A 12,629-nucleotide genomic window follows, 5' to 3' on the forward strand; every position below is an offset into this window, starting at 1 on the left:
ATTGGCTGCACAGAAAGGACCTCTGGCGCGGCAGAGAGTCAACGCGCAGATTGCCGCGCGATGGCACTGTGTCACAGCCGGGATCGGGTCGTCCTTAACTTAAGTCATGTACGTCTGCCCAACAGGGCAGAAGATCGCCTGCACTGGGTGACGCCAGATAAATCGCACGGGCGATCGCCCGCGACAGGCAAACCGAGGCTGCATGCGCGATCATAGGCAGCACGCTTGGGTCAACAGCTTGACCGGAAGTGCTGATGCCGAAAACCAGATCACCATCTTGTGAAGTATGCGCAGGCACAATCGCGCGAGCGATGCCATCATGAGCTGTCACCGCCAGGCGGTGGCACTGTGTCTTGGTTAACGCGGCATCAGTTGCGACAATTGCAATGGCCGTGTTGGCCCGGTCTGGGTCAACCTGCCCCATAGCTAGAGCTTTGCGGCTTTGCTGAATCTGTGCTTGACCCGATGAGAGGTCTGGCCCCAGGCCGCCAAATTCGTTGTCGATCTCGAATGGCGCCGCCCAGAAGTGGCGATCCCCAGGTGTCGTGACGCTGCCAACCGGATTGGCTGCCACAAGCGCGCCTACAGTGATGCCGTCGTCCAGAACCAACGATGCAGAACCCAGGCCACCTTTTTGCATAGCCGCCAATGCGCCGGTTCCTGCCCCGACTGAACCGAGCGCAAAACGTTCTGCGGCAGCGTGGTAGGCTGCCTTTCCGAGAGCGCGGTATGGATTCTCGGACCAAGTTTTATCGCCGCCATTGAGTAAATCGAACAGAATTGCTCCCGGCACGATGGGCACAATCGCATTCCCGACAGCAAAGCCGCGCCCGTCGCCCCGCAAACCATCCGTAACCCCTGAGCAGGCGTCCAACCCGAAAGCCGAGCCACCAGACAGCGCGATCGCATCGATTTGATCAACGGTTTTGTCCGGTGCCAACAAGTCAGTTTCACGCGTGCCCGGCGCGCCCCCCATTACATGGACAGAAGCAACAAAGGGTTTGTCCGCCGTCAGAACAGTTGTGCCCGATTTCAACGCCTCGTCCTGCGCGTTGCCGACCTTCAGCCCTGGGACATCGGTGATCAGGTTTTTGGATCCGGGAGTCATCGAAACCTCTGACGTTGGGCAGGGAAGCGCGCCTCGGCGCGCTGCCTCTGGCGGAGATATTTTGAGCCAAATGAAGTCCGGATCAAATGCATCGGCCCCCGTCCACTTCGAGCGTGGTGCCCGTAATCATAGTGGCTTCATCCGAGCACAGAAAGCAGGCGGCGTTGGCCATGTCTTCGGGAGTCGAGAAGCGACCCAATGGGATGGTCGACAGGAATTTGGCGCGAATCTCGGGGGTGTCTTCGCCCATGAAGGATTTCAGCAATGGGGTTTCGCCCGCAACGGGGCAGATCGCGTTGACACGCACGCCGGACGGGGCGAGTTCCACCGCCATGGTTTTGGTTGCGGTGATCATCCAACCCTTGGACGCGTTATACCAGTTCAGGTTGGGGCGCGGGGACAGCCCGGCGGTTGAGGCGATGTTCAGGATCGCCCCGGTTCCGCGTGCCTTCATCATCGGCACAAAGGCGCGGGCGGTCAGATAGACGGATTTCATGTTCACGTTGAAGACACGGTCGAAATCCTCTTCGGAGACGTCTTCTAGCGGTGTAGGCAGATGGGTCACTCCGGCATTGTTGACCAGGATGTCGAGCCTGCCAAAGGCGTCGTGGGCGGTGTCCGCCATTTCCTGAACCGATGCCGTGCTGGCCACATCAACCTGCTGCGCGATGGCCTGCGCGCCCAGCGTTTCTGCCATTTCGCGGGCCGCAGCGCCGTTGATATCCGCGATCATAACGCGTGCGCCCTCTGCATTGAACTTCTGCGCGATACCGGCCCCGAACCCGGACGCGCCGCCTGTTACGATTGCGGTTTTTCCCTCCAACCTCATAGCTTTGCCTCCTTGTCGCCTGTCAAGGCAGAGTAGCAAGGCGCAAAGAAGTTACCAGATCAATCTTCGTCGACCCTGCCGCGCAGAGATTTGACATCCGAACGGGCCTTTTTGGCGGCCAATCGACGTTTGACCGAGCCATAGGTGGGCTTGGTGGCGATACGCCGTTTGGGTTTGACCAGCGCGCGGGTGATCAGTTCAGCCAATCGCACCCGCGCAATCTCGCGGTTGCGAGCCTGGCTACGCGTTTCCTCGCACTGGATGATGATCGCGCCCTCTTTGGTCCAGCGCCGCCCAGCCAACCGTTTCAGCCGCGCCTTGACCGGATCAGGCAGTGAGGGCGAGCGCGCCGCTTCGAACCGCAACTCGACTGCGGTCGAAACCTTGTTCACGTTCTGCCCGCCAGGGCCGGAAGAGCGCACAAAGCTTTCGGTCATTTCCCAGTCTTGCAGGGTGATATCGTCATTGATCCGCAACATGGGGCGGACCTTACAAGTGCTGTGCGGAAACAAAAAGGGCCGCCCTAGCAGGACGGCCCTTCGAAAGTTCAGGAGGTTGGGTCGGTTAGATCAATCGACCAGCCGGAGCGAGCGCTCCGCCAAGGGCTGCCCTAACGGGCGATCCCCCCGGTTGTTCCAACACCTCTCTCCAATCTCTTTCTCGACACTGGATCACCTCCTTTTCTATCTGTTGCGGTTAACTAGGATGGTGACACAAGCTGTGCCATTCTCAAAGCGTTTTTTACACGGGCTGCGCGGTCAGGCGCGCAACGATCACCCTGAAGGGGATCAGCGCAATCAGCGCCAGCGACAACTTTACCAGCCAGTCCGCAAAGGCCAGCGTGACCCATAGGGGTGCCATCGGGCCAGACAGCATGAAGGGAACAGGCTCCCACGCCCAGTTGATCGCGGCGTCTGCATTGGCGCCGAAGATCGCGATCGAGGCAGAAAAGGCGATAGTGAAGAACAATGCTGTATCCAGCGCCGAACCCACTAGGGTCGAGACCAGCGGTGCGCGCCACCAGCGACCCCCGCGCATTGCATTGAACACGGTGACATCGGTCAGCTGGGCGATCAGGAAAGCAGTGCCAGAGGCAACAGCGATCCGCAGCGGCACAGCGGCATAGGTGAACCCGTCGCCCTGCAGCATGATCTGGCTGCCGATCAGCGAGCAGACGATGCCGGTGACGAACCCGGCAAACACGACCTTGCGGGCGGTTGCCACGCCATAGACGCGGTTCATGATGTCGGTGACCAGAAAGGCCAGCGGATAGGTGAAAGCACCCCAGGTCAACAGCCCGTCAAGGATCAGGAACTGGACCAGAATGTTCGAAGCCACAACGATGGTGGCCATGGCAAGGATGCCGGGAATAAAAGCGCGTTGCATATTTTGATGCCCGTTTTGACAAGGTAGCGGCGACTTGGCCAAGGGACTGTCCCAAGGCAAGCCGTGCGTTTAGACCTTTGTTTCAAGCCTGTCAATCGGGCAGCAGATATTCCACCAGTTCCGTCCGCTGAATGGCCAGAAAATTGTCATCCGAAATCATCGTAACCCGCAACCTTCCCTGATCGTCACGCCAGACCGACAGGCCTTCGAGGTTGTCATGCGTCCCGCGCGCGGTTTGCAGCAAGATCTCTTCGGATTGCGGAGTGTCACCATTCAGTTCCCAACGCCTGAGCTGCGACCGAAAGCCTGTCAGGGACACCGATCGTTCCAGCACATAGAACCGCCCGTCGGGGCCGAAATCCGCGGCTACTGGCAGGAACTTGCCCCGTTGCGGCAGGACAAAAGGTGTCGACCACGACAGACCATCCCAACGATATACCGGTATGTCCCCCGATACGGTACGGCTCTTTTCGGTCAGGGTGTACAGCCGCCCAAGCCTGTCAATGGCCAGTGCCTCGAACGAGCCGTTATGGTCAAGAACCTCAAAGGCTTTGGGGCGTGGCAGAACCTGCGCCGGGCCGGTTGGATCGGAATAATAAGCCACCCGGTGCACACCCTCGAATGAGATATAGACCCCACCGTCAGGGGCGATTACCAGGCCTTCGGAATCGCCCGCGGTGCCCACCAGAACCTTGCCGGTGCTGGACAGGATGGGCCAGAGCCGCTGGATCTCGATGCCAGTAATCTCATCTTCGTTTCGATCAATACGAGCGTCCAACATCGTTGCACGATCACTCAGCGCGATCATGCGGGTGCCACCGTCAAAGATGTGAATTCCGGAATATCCGCCGAACCAATCCGCCTGATGTCGCCATGCAAAATTGTTCAGCAAAGCGGCAGGCTTTACCCCCTCCGCCCAGACCATACCTGTCAGCAGCAGCGCCGCGATCAGTTGGATTGCAAGACGTTTGTGCATTGCTTGGGCAGATCGGCCAGCCGGTATTCGCGTCGCTTCTTGGGTGCAGGCGCGTTTGGATCGGGCGGTGGCGGGTTGAGGATGTTGTTAACCCATTGCTGTGCTTCGGCGCAACCATCACCCTTGGGCGGCGGATCCTGATTCACGCAGCCGCTTGATCCTCTTGGACAGGCCAACCGCACGTGGAAATGATAGTGATGGCCCCACCACGGCCGGATTTTACGCAGGTAAGCGCGGTTTCCCTTTTCGTCATTGCACATCTGCACCTTGGCACCGGGAAAGACGAATATCCGCGCCACGCGCTTGTCTTTTGCCGCCTCACGCAGCACTGCGTGATGCTGTTTGGTCCAGCTGCCGTTGACGAAGGCACCGTTCGAGCGGCGCAGGGAAATCGAAGAGATATTCTCGCGCGCCTTGCGGGAAAGACGCATGTTGTCACCGGGCAGCATCCAGATATCGATGTCCAGACCCAGCTGGTGGCTGCGGTGGCCCGATGTCATCGGCCCGCCGCGCGGCTGGCTGATATCGCCTATATAGAGACCATTCCATCCTGACTGCTTGGCCGCAAACCGGCTCAGATCCTGGACATAGTCGATCGCCTGCGGATGGCCCCAGTTGCGGTTGCGTGACAGGCGCATAGCCTGCCATGTGGGTCCGGTTTCGGGCAGTTGTACCGCCCCCGCCGCACAGCCGCGCGAATAACTGCCGAAAGCGGCCGATTTTTGTTGTGAACTTTGCTTTTGGCCTCCGAATAACTGCTTGGCCAGCGGCTCGGAACCTGCGGTACCGGCGAATGTGATTGCGGCAATGACCGCGAAAAAACGTAATAAAATCATCTGCTCTGATCCCCTTCCGGTTTCACCCAGCGCATTAGGAACAGTCCCAGAATAAACAACAGAACTATGGGTGACACCCCCAGTCGCGCACTACCGGTCACAGTTGTGGCAATCCCGATCAACAACGGGGCCGCAAATGCGGTGGCGCGGCCGGACAAGCCATACAGGCCAAAGCTCTCGACCGGGGCAGCGGGATCGGTGTGGCGCACCATCAGAGAACGGCTGGCCGATTGTAGGATACCCCCCATGCCGCCGATCAGAACACCGCAACCAAAGAACACCAGATCCGGCAGGCCCGACCCTTCGGGCAGGGCGATGCCGTAGATCTGGGTCCGGTCCATCATCACGACGGTGATACAGACAAAGATCAGTACCCAGATCGCAACCAGAATGACAGGTTTGGGGCCGTATTTCTTGTCCAGCTTGCCGCCAAGCCAGGCAAAGGCTGCCGCAGCCAGAACGCTGACAATCCCGAATACGCCGATCTTGATCAGATCCCATTCCAGCACCAGCCGCGCATAAACGCCGCCAAATGTATACAGCCCGTTCAACGCGTCACGATAGAACATGGACGAGCCCAGATAGCTGGCGAGGCTAACGCGATTGCGCAGGTTAGAGACTGATTTGACCAGCAGCTGCAGCGCCTCTTTGACGCTGCCTTTCTTTTCGACATCTGGATCGTCGCGCACCCACAGGAAATAGGGGATCATGAACAGAATGAACCACACGGCGGTGAACGGCCCGACAAATCGCGTGCCTTCGCGTGCTGCGGCGTCCAGACCAAAAACAGGGTCCATGCCGATCAGGGTCTTGCCATTACCCTGCTCAACAAACAGGGCCAGCATGATTGCCAGCGAGATAAGCCCGCCGAAATAGCCAAAGGCAAAACCCGAACCCGATATCTCGCCCACCTCACTGTCATCACCCAGATCGGGCAGCTGAGAATTGGCGAAGATCAGCGCGTATTCCGCCCCGACAAAACCCAGGCCAAAGGCCGACAGCATCAGCCACATGTTTGACCCGTCCGGCAACGTGTACCACAGCGCAGCAGAGCCCACCGCGTACATGATGGAAAAGCCGAATATCCATGGTATACGACGGCCCGAAACATCCGCCATCGCCCCCATCAGCGGGGCACCGAAGGCGATGATCAGCCCCACGATGGTCATGCAGTTCGCCCACACCGTCTGCGCCCGTGCGTCTGCGGCATCGGAACCCAGACCGGCGTTCAGATAATACTCGGCGGCTACCCCGGCAAAATAGGGCCCAAAAACAAAGGTCACCAACAGCGTGTGATAGGGCTGACTTGCCCAGTCGAAGAACCACCAGCCCCAGATGCGTTTGCGCTTGGAAATCTCTGCCATACCTGCCCCGTTTTTTATTGTTGGCGTCATAAGACGGTTCTTTGGCCTATTTCGCAAGGGTTCTGTTAGCGCGCACTTGCTCTTTGCTGCGCTAGCCACTACCTCTCCCGAAACGTGACTTGGAGTATACGAATATGATGGCAATTTTCGGCCCGATCGACTTGGTATTGAGCATCGCCTATTGGTTCGTCTTGATTCAGGTCATAATGAGCTGGCTGATTAACTTTCAGGTTCTGAACCTTCACCAGCAATTCGTTGCCCAGATTTGGTACGGGTTGAATCGGATCCTGGAGCCGATTTATCGCCCTATTCGCAAAGTGCTGCCCGATCTTGGCGGCATCGATCTGACGCCTCTGGTCGTGTTGATCATCATCATTTCACTGCGAAGCTACGTCCTGCCGGAACTCTTTCTGGCCCTGAGCTGAGGCTGATCCCTCTTGTTCAGTGAATCTTAGTATGTGATTGTCCTGTCTTAAGAGCAGATAAACCTTAAAACAGGGCACCCCCGCACATGTTTGACGCCGCGCCTTTGCTGCGAGATGTCTTTGGATTCGACGATTTCCGCCCCGGTCAGGAAGAGATCGTCGATGCCGTCACGCTGGGCGAAAACGTGCTGGCCATCATGCCGACGGGCGGTGGTAAATCCCTGTGTTTCCAACTGCCTGCGATGATGCGTGATGGGGTCACGGTAGTGATCTCTCCGCTGATTGCCCTGATGCGTGATCAGGTGCGCGGCTTGCAGGAAGCAGGCGTCGAGGCCGGCGCGCTGACCTCCGGCAATACCCCCGAAGAAACCGATGCCGTGTGGGAGGCGTTGGAGGCCGGACGGCTCAAGCTGCTGTACATGGCTCCCGAACGTCTGGCCGCCGGATCGGCGCTGGGCATGTTGCGGCGGATCAATGTCAGCTTGATTGCGGTGGACGAGGCGCATTGCGTCAGCCAATGGGGCCATGATTTCCGCCCCGATTACCTTCGGATCGGAGAGCTGCGACGTGCGCTGAACGTGCCCCTGGCCGCCTTCACCGCCACGGCGGATGCGGAAACGCAGGACGAGATTGTCGAAAAGCTGTTTGACGGCGCGGCCCCGCGCAAATTTCTGCGCGGGTTCGACCGGCCTAACATCCACCTGGCCTTTGCCGCCAAGGATGGGCCCCGCAAACAGGTCCTGGATTTTGCCGCCGCGCGCAAAACCCAATCCGGCATTGTCTATTGCGGCACCCGTAACAAGACCGAGGTTCTGGCACAGGCCCTGCGTGCCGAAGGCCACACCGCCTGTCACTATCACGGCGGCATGGATCCCGAGGATCGCCGCATCGTCGAGACCCGCTTTGCGCGCGAGGATGGTCTGATCGTGGTGGCCACGGTTGCCTTTGGCATGGGCATCGACAAGCCCGATATCCGCTGGGTCGCCCATGCGGACCTGCCCAAATCCATCGAGGCCTATTATCAGGAAATCGGCCGCGCCGGGCGCGATGGCGCCCCGGCAGAAACCCTGACCCTGTTTGGGGCAGATGACATTCGCCTGCGCCGGTCACAGATAGACGAGGGGCTTGCTCCGTCTGACCGGCGGATGGCCGATCACGCCCGTTTGAACGCCCTGCTTGGCTTGGCCGAGGCGCTGGCCTGCCGCCGTCAGACTTTGCTGGGTTATTTCGGTGAACAGACCGAACCCTGTGGCAAATGCGATCTGTGTGACAGCCCGCCGGAAGTGTTCGATGGCACCACCCCGGTTCGTATGGCCCTGTCCGCGATCCTGCGCACCGAGGAATGGTTCGGCGCAGGCCATCTGATCGACATCCTGTTGGGCAATGAAACCGACAAGATCCGCGCCCGCCGACATGACAATCTGTCGACCTATGGCATTGGCAAGGACTGGTCCCGCCCGCAATGGCAGGCGATCTTCCGGCAGATGATGGGCCATGATCTGGTCCGTCCTGATCCCGACCGCCACGGTGCGCTGCGCATGACTGAGGCCGCCAAGCCGATCCTGAAAGGCGAGGCGCAGATCAACCTGCGTAAGGACACGATCCGCAAAGCAACCCGTCGGCCTGCGGTCAAAGAGATGGTATCCGAAGAAGACGCACCGCTGCTGAGCGCACTCAAGGCGAAACGCCGTGCGCTGGCCGAATCCGCGCGGGTCCCGGCCTATGTTATTTTTCCCGATCGCACGCTGATCGAAATGGCGGAAACCCGCCCTGCAACGCTGGATGATATGGCCCGGATCAGCGGGATCGGTGCTAAAAAGTTGGAACGATACGGGGCCACGTTTCTGGAGGTTCTGACCGGCGCGGTCGAAGAACTGCACCCGGCCCGCCGCAAACTGGCCGGGCGCGATCAGGGTGAGATTTACGACCGCCTGCTCGAAGTTCAGTCGCAACTGTCGCGCGGCCCTGATGGAATCGACAAGCCGCTGACCTGTACCGCCTCGCAACTGGCAAAGGTGGCGCAGTTGCGATCAGACGACCCGCGCGCCATCGAACAGGTTCTGGGTGACCGCCGTCACGAAAGGTTTGGAGCCGCCTTTCTGGACGTGCTGCGTATGGCAAGCTAGATACCCACCAACAGGCAAGAAACGAGGGCGACTATGCTGGTAGTGATTTCCCCGGCCAAACGGCTGGATTGGGCAGAACGGAATGTTGAGGTCACGCAACCCGACTTTCAGGATGACGCGATCCGCCTGTCGAAAACCGCCCGCAATCTGACGCTGGGCGACCTGAAAAAGCTGATGGATCTGAGCGATGATCTGGCCCGCCTGAACCGCGACCGTTATCGCGCCTTTTCGGACGCCCCCGATGCTGTGGCGACACGCCCGGCCGCACTGGCCTTTGCCGGAGACACCTATCAGGGGCTCGAAGCGACTTCGCTGGATGTGGAAGAGATGGCCTGGGCCCAGGATCACCTGCGCATCCTGTCCGGACTGTATGGCATATTGCGTCCGCTGGACGCCATTCAGCCCTATCGGCTTGAGATGGGCAGTAGGCTGAAGACCCGGCGCGGCAAGAACCTGTACGATTATTGGCGCGACCAACTAAGCAAGGCGCTGAACGCTCAGGCAGCCGGTACCGGTAGCGATGTGCTGTTGAATTGCGCCAGTCAGGAATATTTCGGTGCAGTAGACCCCAAAGCGCTGAAATTACGGGTCATCACGCCGGTCTTCATGGAAGACAAGGGCGGCACGCCAAAGATCGTCAGCTTCTTTGCCAAAAAGGCACGCGGGGCGATGGCCCGCTATGTTATTCAACACCGTCTGTCCGAACCCGCCAGCCTGACAGAGTTCGACTCGGGCGGCTATGAATATCGACCCGACCTGTCAGAGAACGACAAGCCGGTCTTTATCCGGCCCTATCAGGCCTCAGCCAGCATCGACGGGTCGTAAGAGACCAGTTCAACTGTGTTGCCTTCCGGGTCTTCGGTGAAAATTCCGCGCCAACCAACCCATCCGAACTGCTCGACGCGATAGGGTTGGCCGATCTTGTCATACCAACTTATGACCGCCGCCTGCTCGTCGAAGGGCAGCGACAATGCGATATGATGCAGCGACGATCCCGCTCCTGTTACGGGACCTTCTGCACCGGCCCGATGTTGCCCCGGTCGTGGCGCGGTGCTGTGGTGAAACAGGGCCAGAACTTGCGTATGGCCGCCAAACCCCTCGGCTATCCGGAAGAAGGTTATAGCGCTGTCATGGTCACCGCTCAGACGCTGCAGGCCGACCACCTGTTCATAGAACTGCACCATAGCGGCCATATCTGCGCAGCGAATGGCAATCTCGCCCAGCGCGCGGGGGTGAAATCCACGGTCATCAGTCATGTCGGCAGCCTAGAACGCTCGGGTTTCGTCATCAAGAACCGGTTGCGTTCCGTCTGGCCGATGGTCAAGGATCATCTGGTGGATTTTCTGTTTTTGCAGCGGTTTGGTCAGGTAATAGTCCAATCCAGCCGATAAAATACCCTGATCATCTCCGCTCATTGCATGTGCGGTCAGGGCTACGATCGGGACGTGCTGATTGGTTTCAACCTCGCGGCGGCGGATTTCACCTGTGGCCTGTTTACCATCCATTCCGGGCATCGAGATATCCATGAATATCAAATCCGGGTCGAATTCCAGATGGGCGGCGACCGCCTCAAGCCCGTTGCCCGCAAAGCGAAGATCAATGTTCAGATCCTTGACCATTTTGCGCAGGATCAGCTGGTTGGTCTTGTTGTCCTCAGCAGCCAGAACCCGCATGAGCCTTTGATCCCCGGCAATCGGTCTGACCTGCGCAACCGTTGGGTTTTGCGTGTCGGAACCATTCGATATCGAATCCGCTGATCGTCCCAGAGCGGTCAGACGTGCATATAATTCTGAACGAGGGATCGGCTTTTGCAACACTCCGTCAATGAGCTGGCAGGCCGGATGAGCATGAATCACGCCGGGATTGGCCGACATGACCACGACAGAGGTATCCGTCCACCCCCGGCCCTTTATCGTGGCCGCCAAATCCAGCCCGTCCATGTCCGGCAGATCGTGATCGCACAGCACCAGATCTACGGTGTCATCAAGCGTAGCCAGCGCCTCGGTTCCGGTGGTACATTCGGTAACCTTGGCACCCAGACGACCAAGTTGCTTTGACAGGATCGCTCGATTGACAGCCAGATCTTCAACCACGACCACATGGCGCAGACATCCTTCCAGATTCGGGGGGGCGGGTTGCGGACCTTCGACCGTCGGCAGCGTTATCCGAAATCCAAAACAGGACCCCTGGCCCGGCTCGCTTTCGACCCAGATGGCACCGTCCATCAATTTGATCAGTCGTTTGGTGATGGCCAGGCCCAACCCGGTCCCTTCAAACTGTCGGTTTTGTTCATCCTCAACCTGATTGAACTCACCAAAGATATGCGCCGCTTTATCCTCGGCAACACCGATACCGGTATCTTCTATGGCAACATGAATATCACAGGCCTGGGCCTCCGCGCGGGGGACCCCCGTGACGCGGATCAAGACATGCCCTTCCGCGGTGAACTTGACAGCGTTGCCAACCAGATTGGTCAAGACCTGACGCACCCGGCCCGGATCGCCTACGAACAGGGTTGGCAAAAACAGGTCATAGTCGACTAAAAGGCTTAAACCCTTGTCACGAACACTGGGCTGCAGCAGCATCGCCACCTCAAGGATACAGCGTTCGAAATCGAACTGTTCGGGGTGCAAGACCAGCTTATCCGCCTCAATCTTCGAGTAATCCAGAACATCGTTGATGATCACCAGCAAGGCTTCACCGGAATTGCGGATCGTGTTGAGATAGAGCCGTTGTTCTTCATCCAGCGCGGTTTCGGTCATCAACTCGGTCATGCCAACAATACCGTTCATGGGCGTGCGGATTTCATGGCTCATATTGGCCAGGAATGCAGATTTCGCGCGGTTTGCAGCCTCGGCCCGTTCGCGCGCCGCGGTCAGTTCGGCCTGATGCCGGACCGAGGCGGTTATATCAAGCGCAAGGCTGACCACATCGCCACCGCCACCGCGTTGATCAATCAGCTTGATATAGAGCCCGTTCCACAGCTTGACGATTTCTGACGGCGGGTTGGACAACTTCCAACGGGCCAGCATCCTGGCGCGCCAATCATCCTGCGCCTCGTCCACGGTATCAATCAGACCCTCCTGCGTGAGGGTTTCCAGAATTCTGCCATAGCTGATGCCGGGCGCTACTTCATCCAGCCCCTCAAACAGGCTGAAATATGAGGCATTTGCCCCGATCAACCGGCTCTCTTCGTCGAAGAATGCAAACCCGTCTGGGAAGGTCTGGATCGAATGCCATAGCCGCCGTTCGGCCACTTCGATCTTGGCATTGGCCAATGTCAGGTCCGATTTAACTTTTTCATTTTCATCGCGCACCGTCTCAACCTCGGCCCGCGTTTCACCAATGCGTTTAGTCAGAGCCATCGCGTGCAGGCCCAATTTCCGGTTGGCCGCTGATAGCTCGGCCTGTTTCATCTCCAGCAGACGTTCAGCGGCAAGCCGTGCGCGTCTTTCCTGTGCCAGTTTGGTTGCAAGACTCATCAAAGGTGATCCCGGTACAATCTGCCCACAGCATCCCAACAGAGCGTGAAAAAGTGTTTAAGTCGTTGCCTGTTGCAACAGACCAATGGCAGGCTCA

12 protein-coding genes are annotated in these 12,629 nt (G+C 58.6%); 3 read left to right on the forward strand and 9 right to left on the reverse strand.

Annotated features, from left to right (window positions below; all coding sequences use genetic code 11):
- Positions 1–94: 94 nt before the first annotated feature.
- The 7 genes from AC2FIZ_RS14630 to AC2FIZ_RS14660 form a co-directional block, all read right to left on the reverse strand.
- The gene (locus AC2FIZ_RS14630) at positions 95–1,108 is read right to left on the reverse strand and encodes a P1 family peptidase (RefSeq protein WP_142638579.1); all 1,014 of its coding nucleotides are present in this window, start codon (positions 1,106–1,108) and stop codon (positions 95–97) included.
- Between the two features lie 82 nt (positions 1,109–1,190).
- Positions 1,191–1,937: an SDR family oxidoreductase gene (locus AC2FIZ_RS14635; RefSeq protein WP_496692794.1), complete on the reverse strand. Its 747-nt coding sequence runs from the start codon at positions 1,935–1,937 to the stop codon at positions 1,191–1,193.
- Between the two features lie 59 nt (positions 1,938–1,996).
- A complete protein-coding gene (arfB, locus tag AC2FIZ_RS14640) occupies positions 1,997–2,416 on the reverse strand; it encodes an alternative ribosome rescue aminoacyl-tRNA hydrolase ArfB (protein ID WP_142638575.1) in 420 nt (139 codons plus the stop codon).
- A 262-nt stretch (positions 2,417–2,678) separates the two neighbouring features.
- A complete protein-coding gene (locus AC2FIZ_RS14645) occupies positions 2,679–3,323 on the reverse strand; it encodes a queuosine precursor transporter (protein WP_496791244.1) in 645 nt (214 codons plus the stop codon).
- A 91-nt stretch (positions 3,324–3,414) separates the two neighbouring features.
- Positions 3,415–4,299, reverse strand: coding sequence for an esterase-like activity of phytase family protein (locus AC2FIZ_RS14650; protein ID WP_281973322.1), 885 nt, complete (start codon positions 4,297–4,299; stop codon positions 3,415–3,417).
- Positions 4,272–5,135 carry a penicillin-insensitive murein endopeptidase gene (mepA, locus tag AC2FIZ_RS14655; protein ID WP_496791245.1) on the reverse strand — a complete coding sequence of 288 codons (864 nt, stop codon included), beginning with the start codon at positions 5,133–5,135 and terminating at the stop codon, positions 4,272–4,274. Before mepA ends, AC2FIZ_RS14650 begins: the two co-directional genes overlap by 28 nt.
- A complete protein-coding gene (locus AC2FIZ_RS14660; protein ID WP_496694340.1) occupies positions 5,132–6,499 on the reverse strand; it encodes an MFS transporter in 1,368 nt (455 codons plus the stop codon). The genes mepA and AC2FIZ_RS14660 overlap by 4 nt, the downstream gene beginning before the upstream one ends.
- A 134-nt stretch (positions 6,500–6,633) precedes the next feature.
- Here AC2FIZ_RS14660 and AC2FIZ_RS14665 point away from each other — a divergent pair, with 134 nt between their 5' ends.
- The 3 genes from AC2FIZ_RS14665 to yaaA all read left to right on the forward strand — a co-directional run bounded on the left by AC2FIZ_RS14665 (position 6,634) and on the right by yaaA (position 9,875).
- The gene (locus AC2FIZ_RS14665) at positions 6,634–6,924 is read left to right on the forward strand and encodes a YggT family protein (protein ID WP_108860000.1); all 291 of its coding nucleotides are present in this window, start codon (positions 6,634–6,636) and stop codon (positions 6,922–6,924) included.
- A gap of 86 nt (positions 6,925–7,010) precedes the next feature.
- Positions 7,011–9,050, forward strand: coding sequence for a DNA helicase RecQ (gene recQ / locus AC2FIZ_RS14670; RefSeq protein ID WP_496791246.1), 2,040 nt, complete (start codon positions 7,011–7,013; stop codon positions 9,048–9,050).
- A gap of 33 nt (positions 9,051–9,083) precedes the next feature.
- Entirely contained in the window at positions 9,084–9,875 is a 792-nt protein-coding gene (gene yaaA / locus AC2FIZ_RS14675) for a peroxide stress protein YaaA (protein WP_142638565.1), read from the forward strand.
- Here yaaA and AC2FIZ_RS14680 read toward each other — a convergent pair.
- Together AC2FIZ_RS14680 and AC2FIZ_RS14685 are read right to left on the reverse strand one after the other, a co-directional pair.
- Complete coding sequence (locus tag AC2FIZ_RS14680; protein ID WP_142638563.1) at positions 9,845–10,306, reverse strand: VOC family protein; 462 nt, start codon at positions 10,304–10,306, stop codon at positions 9,845–9,847. The genes yaaA and AC2FIZ_RS14680 overlap by 31 nt on opposite strands.
- Positions 10,307–10,315: 9 nt before the next feature.
- Positions 10,316–12,532, reverse strand: coding sequence for a response regulator (locus tag AC2FIZ_RS14685; protein ID WP_496791248.1), 2,217 nt, complete (start codon positions 12,530–12,532; stop codon positions 10,316–10,318).
- Positions 12,533–12,629 lie beyond the last annotated feature (97 nt).

The organism is Ruegeria sp. CDSB022 (genome assembly GCF_059611145.1).